The 17213-nt window shown below is 57.0% G+C and carries 15 protein-coding genes; 13 read left to right on the top strand and 2 right to left on the bottom strand.

The annotated features are described in order from the left end of the window. Nucleotides 1-64: 64 nt before the first annotated feature. From QK300_RS06750 to QK300_RS06780, 7 genes are all read left to right on the top strand, one after another. On the top strand, nucleotides 65-931 hold the full coding sequence (locus tag QK300_RS06750; RefSeq protein ID WP_281300945.1) for an AAA family ATPase: 867 nt from the start codon (nucleotides 65-67) through the stop codon (nucleotides 929-931). Beyond that, on the top strand, nucleotides 928-1806 hold the full coding sequence (locus QK300_RS06755; RefSeq protein WP_281300946.1) for a hypothetical protein: 879 nt from the start codon (nucleotides 928-930) through the stop codon (nucleotides 1804-1806). Before QK300_RS06750 ends, QK300_RS06755 begins: the two co-directional genes overlap by 4 nt. A gap of 174 nt (nucleotides 1807-1980) precedes the next feature. Beyond that, nucleotides 1981-2790, top strand: coding sequence for an MIP/aquaporin family protein (locus QK300_RS06760; RefSeq protein WP_281300947.1), 810 nt, complete (start codon nucleotides 1981-1983; stop codon nucleotides 2788-2790). A 177-nt stretch (nucleotides 2791-2967) separates the two neighbouring features. Then, nucleotides 2968-3909, top strand: coding sequence for an ABC transporter permease (locus QK300_RS06765; RefSeq protein ID WP_042084028.1), 942 nt, complete (start codon nucleotides 2968-2970; stop codon nucleotides 3907-3909). Further along, entirely contained in the window at nucleotides 3903-4748 is an 846-nt protein-coding gene (locus QK300_RS06770; RefSeq protein WP_348651844.1) for an ABC transporter permease, read from the top strand. Before QK300_RS06765 ends, QK300_RS06770 begins: the two co-directional genes overlap by 7 nt. Beyond that, entirely contained in the window at nucleotides 4745-5764 is a 1020-nt protein-coding gene (locus QK300_RS06775) for an ABC transporter ATP-binding protein (protein WP_281300949.1), read from the top strand. The genes QK300_RS06770 and QK300_RS06775 overlap by 4 nt, the downstream gene beginning before the upstream one ends. Continuing rightward, complete coding sequence (locus QK300_RS06780) at nucleotides 5764-6768, top strand: oligopeptide/dipeptide ABC transporter ATP-binding protein (RefSeq protein WP_281300950.1); 1005 nt, start codon at nucleotides 5764-5766, stop codon at nucleotides 6766-6768. The genes QK300_RS06775 and QK300_RS06780 overlap by 1 nt, the downstream gene beginning before the upstream one ends. 14 nt (nucleotides 6769-6782) lie before the next feature. Here the strand turns inward: QK300_RS06780 and QK300_RS06785 are convergent, their stop codons facing one another. Further along, nucleotides 6783-8396, bottom strand: a complete 1614-nt coding sequence (locus tag QK300_RS06785) for an ABC transporter substrate-binding protein (protein WP_281300951.1) — start codon at nucleotides 8394-8396, stop codon at nucleotides 6783-6785. Nucleotide 8397: 1 nt separating this feature from the next. Continuing rightward, nucleotides 8398-11355, bottom strand: coding sequence for a TonB-dependent receptor (locus QK300_RS06790; RefSeq protein ID WP_281300952.1), 2958 nt, complete (start codon nucleotides 11353-11355; stop codon nucleotides 8398-8400). A gap of 368 nt (nucleotides 11356-11723) precedes the next feature. Here QK300_RS06790 and QK300_RS06795 point away from each other — a divergent pair, with 368 nt between their 5' ends. The 6 genes from QK300_RS06795 (at nucleotide 11724) to rpoN (ending at nucleotide 17161) form a co-directional block, all read left to right on the top strand. Continuing rightward, nucleotides 11724-12380: a glutathione binding-like protein gene (locus tag QK300_RS06795; protein WP_281300953.1), complete on the top strand. Its 657-nt coding sequence runs from the start codon at nucleotides 11724-11726 to the stop codon at nucleotides 12378-12380. A gap of 206 nt (nucleotides 12381-12586) precedes the next feature. After that, nucleotides 12587-13201 carry a hypothetical protein gene (locus QK300_RS06800; protein WP_281300954.1) on the top strand — a complete coding sequence of 205 codons (615 nt, stop codon included), beginning with the start codon at nucleotides 12587-12589 and terminating at the stop codon, nucleotides 13199-13201. After that, the gene (lptC, locus tag QK300_RS06805; RefSeq protein WP_281300955.1) at nucleotides 13179-13973 is read left to right on the top strand and encodes an LPS export ABC transporter periplasmic protein LptC; all 795 of its coding nucleotides are present in this window, start codon (nucleotides 13179-13181) and stop codon (nucleotides 13971-13973) included. The genes QK300_RS06800 and lptC overlap by 23 nt, the downstream gene beginning before the upstream one ends. Next, nucleotides 13970-14659 (top strand): LptA/OstA family protein, encoded by a 690-nt coding sequence (locus tag QK300_RS06810; protein ID WP_281300956.1) that lies wholly within the window; start codon nucleotides 13970-13972, stop codon nucleotides 14657-14659. The genes lptC and QK300_RS06810 overlap by 4 nt, the downstream gene beginning before the upstream one ends. Nucleotides 14660-14821: 162 nt before the next feature. Further along, nucleotides 14822-15595: an LPS export ABC transporter ATP-binding protein gene (lptB, locus tag QK300_RS06815; RefSeq protein WP_281300957.1), complete on the top strand. Its 774-nt coding sequence runs from the start codon at nucleotides 14822-14824 to the stop codon at nucleotides 15593-15595. 3 nt (nucleotides 15596-15598) lie between these two features. After that, entirely contained in the window at nucleotides 15599-17161 is a 1563-nt protein-coding gene (gene rpoN, locus QK300_RS06820; protein ID WP_281300958.1) for an RNA polymerase factor sigma-54, read from the top strand. Nucleotides 17162-17213: the final 52 nt, after the last annotated feature.

Raw genomic sequence — 17213 nt, forward strand, 5'->3', positions numbered from 1 at the left:
TGTTGTCGCCCGTTGACTTCGAAGCCAGACAGCAGAAACTGAAAGAGGCAGGTGTCTAGAAAACGTGGGGCATCTCAATGGAGAGACTAAAAAAATCACAAAAGACGATGGTTACTTCCCGAACTTAGTGTCAGTTGCCTTTAGCGTTTTTGACCCTTTCGACCTCCCAAAAGACGGAGATGATACCCATTACACATATATCGGCTTAACGGATTATGCGGATGAGGGCGGTGCCATCATCAAATCCAAGGATCAGGTTTTAGAGGAATTCGCAGCAGGAATCGTTTTTTGCTTTGAGAATGACTTGAGACGAAATCGTTGGGTCCATGCGATCGAAACTCTTCACAGTGATGAGAATTTTTTCGATATGCAGCTTTTGTCATTGGTAGATTTGCGCGACAAGGAGCTAAAAGAACGTGCGCTATTTTTGATTGGTAAGATGAGTTCAGGGCACGCAGTCGTAATCCTGACGATGACTCTCTTAGTGGCTAAGGTCGAGGAGAGGACACTGGTGCTGTTTGACGAACCAGAGACGCATCTCCACCCACCTCTACTTTCTGCTCTGATGCGAAGCTTAAGCCAGCTTTTGCACACGCGTAATGCAGTCGCCATAATTGCGACCCACTCCCCCGTTGTTTTGCAAGAAATTCCTAGTTCTTGTGTTTGGAAGGTCTGCCGGCGTAAGCTCGTATCAGAGAAAAAGCGCCCAGATACAGAGACTTTCGGTGAAAATGTGGGTGTCTTAACCCGGGAAGTGTTTGGCCTTGAAGTTTTTCGATCAGGATTCCACACCGTACTTTCCGAACTAGTTGGGCAAGGTGGAACTTACGATGAAATTATTGAGATTTTGGGCGGCAGTCTGGGTTATGAGGCTCGAGGAATGCTCAAGGCGATGATTATTAATCGCGACGAAGAGTCTATTAAAGAATGAGAAAATTAGACGCGCCACCTTATGATTCGATTTATTTGTACGATAAGATAACTTCAAGTCTAGCAGACCAGACGCTTAAATCAAAATTTTTTAATAATCGTGCAGACGTCGTTAAGGCATACGAAAGGTTTGATGAAAGTTCGCAGACAAAAACTTGGTGCAAGCTTCCAAGAGCCGCTCGCGGTCAACCACATGCGATCGTTTTGGGATCACTCTCAAAAGGGGAGTTGGTGAGCTTATACGACGAGGGTGTTGTGAAATCCAAAGATAAACCAAGAAAAATCTATGATCAGATTAAATTGTCCGCCCATGAAGAATGCCCATATTGTGGCGGTATCGGTGAAATGGGTGAATTTGGTGAGTTAGGTACAACTGATCACTTTTTGCCGAAGGCATATTTTCCAACATACGCTGTTCTACCCCTAAATTTGGTTCCCGCATGCCAAGTCTGCAACAAAGGGATGGGAGGCAGTTTTCCAACGGATGAGAACTTTCAGCCACTGCATCCGTACTTAGATGACGATCATTTTTTTCTTGAGAAATGGACTTCGGCATCCATTCGTGAAGAAATTCCAATGGTCGTTGATTTTGAAGTGAGACCGCCAGCTGCTTGGTCCGAGAAGGATAAACAACGTGTCAAGGCGCACTTTTGTGCCTGCAAACTTGCGTCACGTTACCGCACTCGCGTATGGGAGGAACTCACTCCCTTAATATCTTATCGCAAGTCCACGCTGAGCAACTTAAACTCTAAGCAGTTTCAAGAGCACCTTTTAGTAATAGCGGATGAGCCGAACTTACCAGTCAATGGTTGGAAGCGGACGCTGTATTCTGGGTTGGCTGCTTCGCAGTGGTTCTGTGAGGTGGATTTTACCTGACGCTTCTTTTGAGAGTTGTTAATATTTGACGCGATCTTCTTGTGGTTAATCCCCCCTGCAGTACTGTGGTAATCCCCCCATTAAAAATGGGGGGATTACCATGGGCCGCAAGGGCTTTGGCGGGCCTGACGAAATAAAAAACAGCGCAGATTTCATGAAAAGCGGGGGCATTGCATGACACCATTTCTGGGCGAAGTGATCGGCACGATGGTTCTCATCCTGTTCGGCGGCGGGGTTGTGGGCGGGGTTGTGCTCCGTCATTCCAAGGCCGAAGGGGCGGGTTGGATCGTCATCACGGCCGGTTGGGGCATGGGGGTGGCGGTTGCCGTTTATATGGTGGGCGGTATGTCCGGCGCGCATATCAATCCGGCGGTCACACTGGGTTTGGCCGTCTCCAATGCTTTTCCCTGGGCCGATGTGCCGCTTTATATCGCCGGGCAGCTTTTGGGGGCCTTCATCGGCGCGGTGCTGGTGTGGCTGCATTATTATCCCCATTGGGCGGCAACGCCCGACCCCGAGGCCAAGCGCGCCGTTTTCGCCACCGCGCCCGCCATTGCCCATGGGCCCGCCAATCTGTTGAGCGAGGTGCTGGGCAGCTTCATTCTGGTGCTGGGCGTTTTGGCCATTGGTGCCAACACATTCACCGAAGGCATGTTTCCGCTGGTGGTCGGTCTGCTGGTTTTTGCCATTGGGCTGTCTATGGGCGGCACGACCGGCTATGCGATCAATCCGGCGCGCGATCTGGGGCCGCGCATCGCCCATGCCCTGCTGCCCATTCCCGGAAAAGGGCCATCGGACTGGCGCTATGCCTGGGTGCCGGCGGTTGGCCCCTGTATCGGGGGGCTTTTGGGGGGCATTTTCTATCGAACGGTGTTCGTTGCCCCCAATCCTCTGGCCATTGGGGGCTTTTTGGCGCTGCTGATCGTGATCGTGGGGTTTTTCGCGCTGCAATCGCGCAAAGAACGCGCGCCCAAGCCGGAATAAGGCCGCTACGGCTTTTAAACATCATGCAACCAATATTGACTTGATGGGGCTTCGATGGTCATCTGCTTTGATGACCGGATTATCCATGAATTTCAGTTTTTTGCCCATGAGCGCTGATCCCCGGGCCGCAGCCGCTGCCTTAGCCGTATTCGCAGCCGCATCGGGGGTGCGGGCCTGATGCTTGCCTATGCGATCCGCCGCTTATTGGCGACGATCCCGGTGATGGTGATCGTTGCCATCATCGTGTTTTCCCTGCTCTATCTCACCCCGGGGGATCCCGCAGCGGTTCTGGCCGGTGAACAGGCAACGGCGGACGATATCGCCCGCCTGCGGCTGGCTCTGGGCCTTGATGATCCTTTTCTCGTGCGCTTTGGTCATTGGGTGGCGGGCGTATTGCGCGGCGATCTGGGCACCTCTGTTTTTTCCAATCGGCCGGTGCTGGATCTGATCGTGCAAAGGCTGGAGCCGACCGTGGCCCTGACGGCGGCATCGCTGTTCATCGCTGTTTTGATCGCCGTGCCTTTGGGGGTGGTGGCTGCCTGGCAATCCGGGCGCATTATCGATCGTTTGGCGATGGGCTTTGCGGTGCTGGGCTTTTCGATGCCGGTGTTCGTTTTGTCTTATCTTTTGATCATGCTGTTGTCTGTGGAATGGAATGTGCTGCCGGTGCAGGGCTATGTGCCGATCGCTTATGGATTTTGGCCCTGGGCGACGCATCTTTTGCTGCCGGCTTTGTCTTTGGGGATCGTCAATGCGGCCCTGATCGCCCGGATCACCCGGGCTTCGATGCTGGAAATTCTGGGTCAGGACTATATTCGCACGGCGCGGGCCAAGGGGTTGTCGGCCCCGGCGATCCTGATCCGCCATGCCCTTAAAAATGCTGCGGTGCCGATCATCACGGTGATCGGTATCAGCTTTGCCCTGCTCATCAGCGGGGTTGTCGTCACCGAAACGGTGTTCAATATTCCGGGCATGGGGCGCTTGGTGGTGGATGCCATTCTGCGCCGCGATTATCCGGTGATCCAGGGGATCATCCTGATTTTTTCCATGGCCTATGTTCTGATCAATCTGCTGGTTGATCTCAGCTATGGCCTGTTTGATCCACGGATCAGATATTGAGCCCGCGCCAATCCTTTGGGCGTTTGTGGCGCCGTCATCCCACCCTGATCATCGGGGGGCTTTTGCTGCTGCTGATGGGTTTGGCAGCGGTGGCCGCCCCTGTTCTGGGAACCATCGATCCCCAGAGGATTGCACCTTTCGATCGCCTTCGCCCCCCCGATGGGCAATTCTGGTTCGGCGGTGATCTGATCGGCCGGGATGTTTACAGCCGCACGGTTTATGGGGCGCGGATATCGCTGGCGGTGGGATTGGGGGTAGCGCTGTTCAGCATCGTCCTTGGGTTGGCTGTTGGTCTGCTGAGCGGTTTTGTGCGGCTGATCGATCAGATTCTGATGCGGGTGATGGATGGGATCATGGCGATTCCATCGATTCTTCTGGCGGTAGCCCTGATCGCCCTGACCGGTGCCAGCCTCACCAATGTCATCATCGCCATCACGGTGGCCGAAGTGCCCCGGGTGGCCCGGCTGGCGCGCAGTGTTGTGCTGTCATTGAAAGAACAGCCGTTTCTGGAAGCCGCAGTCACCGCTGGCACGCCTTTTCTGGCGATCCTGTGGCGTCATGTGCTGCCCAATATGCTGGCTCCCCTTTTGGTGCAGGGCACCTATATTTTTGCTTCAGCCGTGCTGACCGAGGCGATTTTGAGCTTCATCGGGGCGGGCACGCCGCCCGCCATCCCAAGCTGGGGCAATATCATCGCTGAAGGCCGAACGGTTTTTCATATCGCGCCCCATCTGGTTCTGCTGCCGGGGCTGGCCCTGTCGATCACCGTGTTGGCGGTCAATCTCGTTGGGGATGGCCTGCGCGATCATCTCGACCCCCGATTTGTGAGCCGCCTATGAACGCCGCTGTTCCTTTGCCCGCCGCGCCTTTGCTTGAATTGCGTGATCTGGATGTGTCCTTCCGCACCGAGGGCGGATGGCTGCAGGCGGTACAGGGCCTGTCATTCACCCTTGGGGCCGGTGAGACTTTAGCCATCGTAGGGGAATCGGGATCGGGCAAAAGTGTCAGCGCCCTATCGGTCATGCGCCTGATCCCCGATCCGCCGGGAAAAATTACCGGCGGCGATATTCTTTATCAGGGGCAATCCCTGCTTGGCTTCTCCGAACGCCAGATGCGGCAGCTGCGCGGGAATGATATTTCGATGATCTTTCAAGAGCCGATGACCAGCCTTAATCCCGTGCTCAGCATCGGCCAGCAGATTGGCGAGGCCATCAGGCTGCATCAGGGGGCCGATCGGCCCGAAGCCCGGGCGCGGGCGCTGGATATGCTGCGGCTGGTGCAGATCCCCGAAGCCGAAAAGCGCCTTGATGCTTATCCCCATGCGCTGTCTGGGGGCATGCGCCAGCGGGTGATGATTGCCATGGCTCTTGCTTGTGGGCCCCGCATTCTGATCGCCGATGAGCCGACAACAGCGCTGGATGTGACCATTCAGGCGCAGGTGCTGGATCTGATGCGGGATCTGAAGGATCGCACCAAAGCCGCCATTTTGCTGATCACCCATGATCTGGGGGTGGTGGCTGAAATGGCGGAACGGGTGATCGTGATCTATGCCGGGCGCAAAGTGGAAGAAGGCCCGGTGCGCGATCTGCTGCGCTGTCCCCGGCATCCCTACACCCGTGGCTTATTGGGGGCGGTGCCCAGATTGGGGACGAGCCTGAAAGCGGAAAAAGCCGGCCGATTGCTTGAAATCCCCGGCACCGTGCCGCGATTGGATCAGCCGATCATCGGCTGTGCCTTCGCCCCGCGCTGTGCATATGCCGTGGATCGCTGCCATCGGGAAAGGCCCCCTCTTGAAGCCCGCGATCCCGGCCATCTGGCGGCGTGCTGGCGTGCCCATGAAATGGAGCCGCTCTGATGGCCGACGATCCCCTTTTGCGCATCGCTGGGCTGGTCAAACATTATGATCTGGGCGGTGGCTTTATAAAACGCCTGCTGGGGGAGCCACGGCAATGGGTGCGGGCCGTGGATGGCATCGATCTGACCATCAACCGGGGCGAGACTTTGGGGCTGGTGGGGGAAAGCGGCTGTGGTAAATCAACCGTGGGCCGCGCCATCCTGCGCCTGACCGAGCCCACAGCGGGGGCTATCAGCCTTGCCGGACAACCCATGGGCGAGGCGAACCGCCGCCAGTTGCGGGCCATGCGGCGGGATTTGCAGGTCGTGTTCCAGGATCCTTTTGCCTCGCTCAATCCCCGCCGCACCATTGCCCAGGCGGTGGCCGAGCCGATCAGCAATTATGGTCTGGCCAAAGGCCAGGCGCTCCGCGCTGAGGTCATCGGCCTATTGGAACGGGTGGGCCTGCGGGCCGATCAGGCGGATCGCTATCCCCATGAATTTTCGGGCGGCCAGCGCCAGCGGATCGGCATTGCCCGGGCACTGGCCACACGCCCCAGGCTGATCATTCTGGATGAGCCGGTCTCGGCCCTCGATGTTTCGGTACAGGCGCAGGTGATCAATCTGCTGATGGATCTGCAGGCGGACTTTGGCATGGCCTATCTGTTCATCGCCCATGATCTGGCGGTGGTCGAGCATATCAGCGATCGGGTGGCGGTGATGTATCTGGGGAGGATTGTTGAAATCGCCCCCAAGCGCCGCTTGTTTGCAGCGCCGCATCATCCCTATACCAAGGCCCTGCTTTCGGCGGTGCCATCGGCTGATCCCGATGCGGTTTCGCACAGGATCGTTTTGAAAGGCGATATCCCAAGCCCGGTGGCCCCGCCATCGGGATGCCGCTTTCGCACCCGCTGCCCGATGGCCGAGGCCATTTGCGCTGCCGAAGACCCGCCTTTGCGGCCCCAAGGGGAAGACCATCAGGCCGCCTGTCATTTCGCGGCAGCCGGGCCCCTGCCGTCCCCTTGAGGCACAGGCCGCGTTCAATAAACCCGAGGGCCTTTTTCAATATTCCAAAAAACCGTGGTGCCCGGCACGCTCAGCACCCCCGAAAGGCGGGGGCTATAGGCCACCGGCACATGCCATTGGCCGATGGGCACATAAGGAACCGATTGATAGGCGCGGATCTGGATCTGATCGGCCAGGCTTTGGCGCTGCTTTGGGCTTTGCACATAAGGAAAGCGATCGATCATCGCCTGCAGCACAGGATCATCGGGCCAGCCGGGCCAGGCCTGATCGCCATTGGCCTGCAAGGGGATATTGCCAACCGGATCGGCAATATCATTGCCCGGCCAATAGGTAAGGCCGATATGCCAGCCCCCATTTTCGGGGGCGGCGCGATTGGTGCGGCGGCTGCTCATGGCGCCAAAATCCATGGCCTGCAGATCCACCGTCATGCCGATGGATTTCAGCGCTTCGCCCAGCACCAAAGTGGCGATATTCATGAATTGGATATCCGTGGGGTGCAAAATCACGATGGGGCGGCCATCATAGCCCGCCGCAGCCATCAGGGCTTTGGCTTTTTCACGATCGTGGCCGATGCCGGGCGGCACTCCCGCTTGGGTGGATAAAGGCGATCCGCAGCCAAAAAAGCTGTGGCAGGTTTCGGTGATATCGGGATTGCCGAACATGGCCTGCAGAAAATCCGCCTGATTGACCAGATGAAACAGCGCCTGGCGGGCGCGCGGATCATCAAAGGGCGGATGCAGATGGTTCATCCGCAACATGCCTTGAGTGCCCAGGGGATCGGTGCGCTCGATCCGCAGCCCCTCGCGCGCGAGCATGGGCAGAAATTCAGGGGCCGGATTTTCCACGAAATCGATCTCGCCATTGGCCAAAGCCAGCACCGCCGATTGCGGATCACGAATATTGAGCCATTCAATGGTGCCCACCCGCGCGATTTTGCCCCCGGCCATGCCATTGGGCGGTTCGGCGCGCGGGATATAGGCATCATTGCGGCGATAAACGACCTTGCTGCCGGGGATCCATTCTTCGGCAACGAACCGATAAGGGCCTGATCCCATTACCTCATGCAAGGGCGTTGTGGCCGGGGTTTGCGCCAATCGGGCGGGCATGATCGCGGGGACCGGCCCGCCGGTTTTCGACAAGGCATGCAGCATCAGCCCATAAGGCCGATCCAGCTGCCATGAAACCGTGCGCGCATCGATGGCCTCGAAAGTTCGGGTGATGGCAAAGATCTGCCGCCCATAGGCATCGCGCATCCCCCAACGCTTGAGGGAGGCCACCACATCGGCCGCCGTAACGGGGCTGCCATCATGAAAGGCAAGGCCATCGCGCAGATGAAAGCGCCATGAAAGCCCATCATCGCTGACCGACCATGTATCGACCATTTGCGGCTGCGGGTTTTGATCCCGATCCCGACCAAAGAGAAAATCATGAGTGAGAATACTGTGTCTTTGCACGATCCCGATGGTAGTGACCACCGGATCAATGGATTGCAGATCGGCATAGGGCACGACCCGCAGGATATCGCTGTCATCGATGGGGGTGCAGCCCCCCAGCATCAGGCTGCCGGCCCAGACCCCTGTCAGGCCGAAGCCTGACAGGATGGTGCGTCGGTTTGGGTGGAAATCCATCTTAAAAGGCAACCGATGCGCCCAGAAAAAACTGGGTGCCAAAAGCATCGAAGCTATCGGGGAAGGTATTGGCCCGGCGCTGATTGGCCCCCAAAAGCGGCGGACCATTATCCAGCACATTATTCGCCCCACCCCAAAGACTGATCCGCTCGCTCAGATCATAGGTGAAGGATAGATCGAGATAATGTTCCGAGCCAAAGCGGGTGACGGCAGGGAGGACCGCCGGGGCCGCTTCACCCCGACGCAGGGGCAGATTGACGACATCAAGACCGGTGCCATCGATCCAGCGATGACGGGCCGAAAGACCGATCTTGCCGCTGGTCCATGTCACCCGCGAGGTGGTGCGGAATTCAGCCTTGGGCTCGCCGCAGGTGGGGCCGAAAAGGCCGAGGCAATCATCGACATTGTCTGGCAGATCGGCAATCGGGGTTTGTTTGAAACTGTCGATCCAGGTGCCGTTCAGGGAGAAATCAAAGCTGCTGTCATGGCCAAACAGGCCCCAGTTTGCGGCAAGGCTGTAGGTGACCTGAAGATCCACCCCCGATGTTTCAAGACGGCCGATATTGGCATTGGCGGCATTCACCAGAAACGGGCTTTGGATGATGCCATTCTCGGGATTGCGGGCGATGGCCTGACAGGCCGGGCTGTTGATATCGCGGATCTGATTGAAGCACAGATCAAGGATATTGTTCACCCCACCGGCAAAGGGCGAAATGGCATCTTTCACCTCGATATCGAAATAATCGAGGCTGATGCGCAGGCCGGGGGCGAAATCGGGGGTGAGGATCGCCCCGAAGGTGATGGTATCGGACCGTTCTTCCTCCAGATCGGGATTGCCCCCAAACAGGCCCGGGATTTCAGGATTGGGCCGCACCGCTGCATTGCCCACCAGATTGGCGGGAACCCCGCTCGCAATGCACAGATCGCGCAAAGCGGCATCAGTGGCAGCGGCGGCGGTGGCGCAGGGATCAGTGGCATTGACCGGGAATTGCCGCTGACCGCCAAAGGCTTCCCCCACATTGGGGGCGCGGATGGCGCGCTGGAACTGGCCGCCAAAAGCGATCTGGCCATTCACCCGCCAATCCACCCCGCCCAGATAGGTCCAGACCGCGCCAACATTATCCAGATCATAATCGGAATAGCGAACGGCGCTGTTCAAATCGAGGGATTCAATAAGGGGGGCATCGCGCAGAATGGGGATACGGGCTTCGGCAAACAGCTCCCAGACCTCGATGGAGCCGGCGGTGGCGGTGATGGGGTTGAAGCCCGCGACATCGCCGATTTCCAGCAATCGATCAGGATTGAAATTGACCGAGCTCGACCGCCATTCCGCGCCGAATGAGGTGCGGACCACCCCGGCGGGCATCTCAAAAAGATCGGCTGTGAGGTTGGCCGAGGCGACCTGTAATTCGGTGACATCGATATTCACCGAATCAACGGCAATGAAATCGATCCCCGCCTGGCTGATATTGGGGCCAAAAGGATTGACGATGGGCGCCCCATCCGGTCCGCCCGAGCCCGACAGCACGCCTTCGCGGAAGGCAGACAGCGAGACATTCCCGATTTGGGTCTGGGTGTTTTCCGTACGTGCGAAGGAATAATAGAGGTCATAATCGATATTTTTCAGAACGCTGTCGCCGAGATCGGGAAGATCACCCCTCAATCCCACCACAACCCGCCACGCATCACGATTATCCTCATTGCGGCGCGGCCCCACTTCTGAAAGCCGCCGATTGGGGTTCAAAGCCACCAGACCATCATTGGCCGCTGCCCCGGCTTCAAAGGAATCAACGATCGACAAAACATTTCGCAGTTCAGGGCTCAGGAAGGGATTATCCACCTCAAAGGGCATGGACGCATTGATGAAGCTGGAAGCAAAGCCCACAGTGGTGCGATTATTGCTGAAATGGCCTTCCAGATAGCCGGTGGCATGATCGTTGAGATCATAATGGGCCATGCTGTTGATCGACCAGCGTTCCTGCGGCACTTGCAGGAAATTGTCGGCGGAATAATCAAACAGATCATCGGGTCTTGCGAAGGGGCGCACGGATTGGCCCTGATTGCCGGGAATGAAGCCATCGGCCCCCAGGCCCGATAGATTGGCAGCGGCCAGAGCCTCGGCCAATCCCGGCCTTGCCGCCAGCGCCGCATCCGTGAACGGAAGCCCCGAAAACCGGCCATTGGGAACGAAGGAACTGCCGCCCACGCCCAATTCCCGCTGGGCCTGTCCGGGGATGGTGACATCGCCCAGAACCCCATCGGAAAAGCTGCGTTCATCGGTCAGGATGGGGTCACGCTTGAAATAATTGACCGAAATCACCGCATTGCCCCGGCCATCGGCAAAATTGCCCCCGGCCGTAAGGGTAATGTCATTGGTGAAGCCATCGCCCCGGCTGTTGAGATTGCCCTGAGCGCGGGCTTCGATCCCCTCGAAATCATCCCGCAGGATGAAATTGACGACCCCGGCGATGGCATCCGAGCCATAAACCGCAGAAGAACCGCCCGTCACCACTTCGGTGCGTTCGATGAGGGCCGTGGGGATGGCATTGATATTGGTGACCTGACTGCCATCGAAAAAGACGAACCGCCGACCATTGACCAGAACCAGATTGCGGGTGGCCCCAAGGCCCCGCAGATCAAGAGTTGCCGCCCCGGTGCCGGTGGCGCTGGCCAGCGAATTCGATGCGGCCGTGGTCGCGGGCACGAATTGCGGCATGGTATTGAGCAGATCTTCGGCATTGAGCGCGCCGGCGAGCTTGTAATTCTGCTCGGTCACGGCGGCAATGGGGACCGATGCGGAGCGCGCGGATCGTGCCAATCGCGAGCCGGTGACGACGATTTCCTCGATCACGGTTTCTTCGCCGGTTGTTTCATTGGCTTGGGTCTGGGCATAAACCGTGCCAGAGCCTGTGGCGCTTACAATTGCAATTGCAAGCGCTGATGCGGATGTTTTCAGCATGTCATCATGTCCCCTTGTGCTGGATGGCTGCTTTTTCCAGCCAATGCGCTGTTCTCACCTGATTGACTTTTCTGCTCCCCGCAGATCCGTTCCGGCAGGTTTTTTTATCCTGAGCCGGTCATTTGGTTAATTGTTATAGATATCTAACTGAGTCAACTCAATATCAGACCATATGAAAAAAACAACAATTCATGGGAAAATTAAAAATCATGGGATCATTTAAAATCGGGCGGTGGTTTAATGTCATAGGGAAATCACAGATCCATGCGTTATATGGGTGCTTTGGGCCTGCATTTCAGCCTGTCGCCACGATAAATACAATAATATTAGTGAAACAGACGCAATAAAGATACTCAAGGCAAGGCACAATGGATCAGATCGAAGCATATTTATGGGCCACACCCAATTCCCGCCGGGTGACGATCCTGTTTGAGGAACTGGGTCTATCTTATCATATCCATGCGGTGAATATTCGGACGGGCGCGCAGTTTGCCCCTGAAATTCTGGCGCTCAACCCTTATGGCAAGCTGCCGATCGTCACCTGGATAGAGCCGGAATATGAGGCAGATCAGAAGGCTGGCCAGCGCCATGTCTTATGGGAATCCGGGGCGATCCTGATCCGCTTTGCTGAACGGTTCGGGCGCTTTTTGCCAGATGATGCGATGGCGCGTGATGCGGTCATGCAATGGCTGATGGTCGCCCTCACATCGGTGGGGCCGATGTCGGGTCAAGCCCATCACTGGACAGAACTGGCCGATGAAAAGCCTTTGGCCGCGATCCGGCATCATCAGGGCCTTGTGGCTCGGGTCTATCGGATGCTTGATGCTCATCTGGCGGATCGGCCCTATCTGGCAGCGGATTATTCGCTGGCGGATATCGCGGCTTTTCCGTGGATCGATGAAAGCGCATGGACGGGTTTGCGGCTCGCTGATTTTCCCCATCTTTTTACCTGGCATCAGCGGATCGGCGCCCGCCCGGCAGTGCAGCGGGCTATGCGCCTGCCCAAAGGGGCGCGGCTTGGCTGATCCGGGATGGGGGCGCGGCTTTTTTTGCTGCTTCCGCTCGCCTTGCGGCTCACATGAAGCGTGCTCAGGGCTTTATCGTCTGCTGCTTCCGCTCGCCTTGCGGCTCACATGAAGCGTGCTCAGGGCTGTTTTTGCGTCTTGCGTCCCGGGCCATAGCCCCTTATTCGCTATAGGGTGCTGTTTTTACCAAGCCGTCGAGAGGTGACATGACCATTTATCTGCATCATGGCGATGTGCCAAACGATATTGATTTCGGATCATCTGTTGCCATTGATACCGAAACCATGGGGCTGAAGCCGCATCGGGATCGTTTGTGTCTGGTGCAGCTTTCGGCCGGTGATGGAACCGCGCATCTGGTGAAATTTGATGGTCGGGGCTATGATGCACCCCGCTTGAGCGCCCTTTTGGCGGATCAGGCGGTCACCAAGCTGTTTCATTTTGGCCGCTTTGATCTGGCGGTTTTATATCATGCTTTAGGGGTGATGGCGGGCCCGGTTTATTGCACGAAAATCGCATCAAGATTGATCCGCACCTATACGGATCGCCATGGCCTGAAAGACCTGTGCCGCGAGCTTTTGGGGGTCGAGATTTCAAAAATTCAGCAAAGTTCGGATTGGGGGGCGGCAGAATTGAACGAGGCGCAGCAGGCCTATGCGGCTTCGGATGTTTTGCATCTTCATGCCTTGCGCGCGGCGCTCGATCCCCTGTTGGAACGCGAAGGGCGGATGGAGATTGCCCGCGCCGCATTCACTTTTCTGCCTACCCGCGCCCGGATCGATCTTTTGGCCGGAGAGGATTATGATCTCTTTGCCCATTCATGATCAACCCGGCCATGATCAGTCTGGCCCAAAATCTGATGATCAGGCGGCCGATGGCCGACGGTCGCGGGGGCGGGGCGGTCGGCGCTTGAAGCCGGATGGGGTGCGCCCCTATCGCCCGATCACCGCCTATGATCGCTATGTGCGGCTGATGAAGCCGCTGCTGATCTTTGTGGCCGTGCTGAGCGCGGGATTAAGCTTTTTATGGCCGCTGTTTGTGGATGAAAAATCCTCCTTTGTGTTCAATCGTGAAACCATGCCGCGCGGTGATCAGGAAGTGCGGGTGGTGGGGGCTACCTATCGCGGGACCGATGAACATAACCGTCTGTTTTTCATCAGCGCCCGGGAAGCCGTGCAATCCAGCCCCGATGCCCCCCGGGTCGCATTACAGGAATTGCGGGCCCAGATGACTTTGGAAGAAGGCCGCACCGCGGAAGTGGTGGCGGAAAGCGGGATCTATGATACCGCCTCCCAAAGCATCGAGGTGCCGGGCCTGATGCATATGGAAACCAGCGATGGCTATCGTCTCGATAGTTTTGGCGCGCGGCTTGATCTGGAAAAAAAGATCATCAGCAGTGATCGCCCGGTCGAGGGCACAGGGCCCCTTGGCAGCTTGCGGGCGGATAGCTTCACCCTCGATATCGATCAGCGGCTGATGAAATTGGATGGCAATATGCGGATGCGCACGGTGCCTGCGGCGCGCTCTGGTCAAAGCGCGGGTGATGCCCCATCCTCAGCAGATCCATCGTCACCAAATAGGAAGGATAACAGATGAACCATTGGCCTTCTTTGGCGCTTTGGGCGCCTATCGGGCGTGGCATGCGGGCCCCGGCTTTGCGTTTGGCCCCGGCTTTGCGTTTGGCTCTGGGTTTGTTTGTGGGTTTGTCTCTTTTTCTTTTTGTCGCCTCCGGGCCTGGCTCGGCGGCCATGGCGCAGGGTCTTTCGGCCTTAAAGGATCATGATATCGATCAGCCTATCGAATGGTCGGCGGATCGCTCGGAAATTCTCGGGCGCGAAGATGTCGCCCTGTTGATCGGTAATGTGCAGGTGGATCAGGGCTCTCTGAATCTGACATCTGAACGGATGCATGTGTTTTTCAAAAGCATCGATGGGCAAAATACCCCTGAAATGGAGCGGTTGGATGTAACCGGGGATGTTAAAATCACCAGCCCAAGCGAGGTGGCAACCGCGGAATGGGGGGTTTATGATATCCCCAATCGCACCATCACTTTGGGCGGTGGCGTGGTTTTGCTGCGGGGGGAAACCCGGCTGGCGGGAGAGCGGCTTCTGATCGATCTCAGAACAGGGGTGACCAAGCTTGATGGTGAAAATCAGCCGGGCGATGATGCCGGTGCCCGGGTGCGCGGGCGTTTTGTTTTGCCGGAAAACGATAAGGAACGCGGGACTGCGGGGGAAAACAAGCCCGGGCCAGAGCCGCAAGACAATGGAGGCGATCGCTGAAATGTGAGGATGGAGGCTGGCGACGGAGGGCGAACCAGCCTTCCGGGAAAATCTATGCAGGAAATGCGCCAGTTTTTACATTCAAGCCTTTTTTCCGGGGCGCGGCTCATCATTTATTAAGCATATCCCAGACATGATCGTGATCTTATGACCTTGCAAGAGATGGATAAACTTTCACCCGAAATCACCGAAGCCGCGGGTTCCGCCCTGCCGGAAAGCGGGCTGGTGGCGCGTGGGATCGGCAAAAGTTTTGGCGGTCGGCTGATTTTGCGGGATTTATCCCTGCATGTGCAGCGTGGCGAGGTGGTGGGCCTGCTTGGGCCCAATGGTGCCGGGAAAACCACCTGTTTTTATACGCTCGTGGGGCTTGTGGCCGGGGATCATGGCTCGATTCTCTTGGATGGCCGCGATATTTCAAAGCTGCCGATGTATCGCCGCGCCCGCCTTGGGATCGGCTATCTGCCGCAGGAAGCTTCGATCTTTCGGGGGATGACGGTCGAAGAAAATATTCTTGCGGTGCTGGAAGTGAACGAGCCTTCGCGCAAAAGACGCGATCAAAAGCTCGAAGAACTGCTCGATGAATTTTCCATTGCTCATTTGCGGCATTCCCCTTCGCTCGCCTTGTCCGGAGGGGAGCGGCGGCGTTGTGAAATTGCCCGCGCTTTGGCGTCTGAGCCGTCATTCGTGTTGCTTGATGAGCCTTTCGCCGGGATCGATCCCATCGCCATTGCCGATATTCGCTCGCTCACCGCGCATCTGAAGGATCGCGGGATCGGGGTTTTGATCACCGATCATAATGTGCGTGAAACCCTGGATATCATTGATCGCGCTTATATCATTCATGATGGCCGGGTGCTGATGGAAGGCAATGCCGAGGAAATATTGGCCAGCCCTGATGTGCGGCGTATTTATCTGGGGGAGGCTTTCAGTCTGTAGCTCATGGCCCTGACCCCGCGTCTCGATCTGCGACAAAGCCAGCAACTGGTGCTGACGCCTCAGCTTCAGCAGGCGATCAAGCTTTTGCAGATGGCCAATCTGGAATTATCCGGCTTTATCGAGCAGGAAATGGAACGCAATCCCCTGCTGGACCTGGCCACTCCCGAAATAAGTGGCACGGCCTCGGGCAATGAGGGGGCCGATGCTGCGGACGGAGACGCCCGGGCCGATCTATCGGGCTATGATCGTGATGATGGGGTTTATGGTGCCGATGCGGGCTTAGCCGGAGATGGCGTGGTGGCGGCCAATGATGCGCCCCTTGATGCCGATTTTTCGCTTAATGTTTTTGATGATGCCCCCCATGATGCTCCATATGATGCGGCTGGCGGTTCGGGCCAGCTTGGGCTTTCGGGCGGCGGCCAGACGGGTTCGGGCGGCTCTCTCGGCCATGATGATGGCTTTGAACAACGGACCAGCGCCGGGATCGATCTTAAAACCCACCTCACCAGCCAGATGCAAATGCTTTTATCCGATCCAGCCGATCGGCTGATCGCTGCCGAATTGATCGATATGATTGATGATGCGGGCTATCTGGTGGGGGATATCAGCGATCTTCCCGAACGATTGGGCAGCAGCCCGGAGGCGGTGGCGGATATTCTCAATCGTCTCAAAAACCTTGAGCCCACGGGTGTTTTTGCCAGCGATCTGGCGGAATGCCTGCGCCTGCAATTGATTGAACGGGATCGCTATGATCCTGCCATGGCCGCTTTGCTCCAAAATCTGTCGCTTCTGGCGCGGCACGATCTGGCGGCTTTGAAGCGTTTATGCGGCGTGGATGATGAAGATCTGGCCGAGATGATCGCCGAGATCAGGGAACTGGACCCCAAGCCGGGCCTGGCATTTGGCAGTGAAGAGGCGCAGCCGGTGGTGCCCGATGTGTTCATCAGACGGACCCATGATGGCCAATGGACTGTGGAGCTTAATAGCGACACCTTGCCCCGGGTTCTGGTCAATCAGCATTATTTCACCCAGTTGAGCAGCCGAAAAGGCAGCAAGGATGACAAGCAGTTTCTTTCGGATTGTTTATCCAGCGCCAATTGGCTGGTGAAGGCGCTGGATCAGCGGGCGCGGACGATCCTGAAGGTTTCCACCGAGATTTTGCGGCAGCAGGAAGGCTTTTTTACCCATGGTGTCCGGCATCTGAAGCCGCTCACCTTGCGCGATATTGCCGAAATCATCGATATGCATGAAAGCACCGTGAGCCGGGTGACCTCTGGCAAATATATGGCGACGAATCGCGGGGTGTTTGAATTAAAATATTTTTTCACCTCGGCGATCCAGTCTTCGGAAGGTGGCGATGCCTATTCCTCGGAATCGGTGCGTGATCGCATCCGCCAATTGATCGATGCCGAAGATGCCAAAAAGATTTTATCCGATGATCGGCTGGTCGAAATCCTAAAGGCCGAAGGGATCGATATTGCCCGGCGAACGGTGGCAAAATACCGGGAATCCCTGCGTATTCCTTCCAGTGTGCAGCGCCGCCGGGAAAAGCGGATGAGCGCCTGATCCCGGCTTTTTTGATAAGCCATCGCCGCAGTGTTTGCAGAATTGATCGCGG

The organism is Iodidimonas sp. MBR-22, from assembly GCF_029946565.1.
GTDB lineage: Bacteria > Pseudomonadota > Alphaproteobacteria > Sphingomonadales > Rhodothalassiaceae > Iodidimonas > Iodidimonas nitroreducens.

Excerpts from the sequence above, each read along its gene's own strand:
- QK300_RS06775 (WP_281300949.1), top strand. The coding sequence starts at position 4,745 with ATGAACGCCGCTGTTCCTTTGCCCGCCGCGCCTTTGCTTGAATTGCGT.
- QK300_RS06780 (WP_281300950.1), top strand. The coding sequence starts at position 5,764 with ATGGCCGACGATCCCCTTTTGCGCATCGCTGGGCTGGTCAAACATTAT.
- QK300_RS06790 (WP_281300952.1), bottom strand. The coding sequence starts at position 11,355 with ATGCTGAAAACATCCGCATCAGCGCTTGCAATTGCAATTGTAAGCGCC.
- QK300_RS06800 (WP_281300954.1), top strand. The coding sequence starts at position 12,587 with ATGACCATTTATCTGCATCATGGCGATGTGCCAAACGATATTGATTTC.
- QK300_RS06785 (WP_281300951.1), bottom strand. The coding sequence starts at position 8,396 with ATGGATTTCCACCCAAACCGACGCACCATCCTGTCAGGCTTCGGCCTG.
- rpoN (WP_281300958.1), top strand. The coding sequence starts at position 15,599 with ATGGCCCTGACCCCGCGTCTCGATCTGCGACAAAGCCAGCAACTGGTG.
- QK300_RS06765 (WP_042084028.1), top strand. The coding sequence starts at position 2,968 with ATGCTTGCCTATGCGATCCGCCGCTTATTGGCGACGATCCCGGTGATG.
- QK300_RS06795 (WP_281300953.1), top strand. The coding sequence starts at position 11,724 with ATGGATCAGATCGAAGCATATTTATGGGCCACACCCAATTCCCGCCGG.
- lptC (WP_281300955.1), top strand. The coding sequence starts at position 13,179 with ATGATCTCTTTGCCCATTCATGATCAACCCGGCCATGATCAGTCTGGC.
- lptB (WP_281300957.1), top strand. The coding sequence starts at position 14,822 with ATGGATAAACTTTCACCCGAAATCACCGAAGCCGCGGGTTCCGCCCTG.
- QK300_RS06810 (WP_281300956.1), top strand. The coding sequence starts at position 13,970 with ATGAACCATTGGCCTTCTTTGGCGCTTTGGGCGCCTATCGGGCGTGGC.
- QK300_RS06760 (WP_281300947.1), top strand. The coding sequence starts at position 1,981 with ATGACACCATTTCTGGGCGAAGTGATCGGCACGATGGTTCTCATCCTG.
- QK300_RS06755 (WP_281300946.1), top strand. The coding sequence starts at position 928 with ATGAGAAAATTAGACGCGCCACCTTATGATTCGATTTATTTGTACGAT.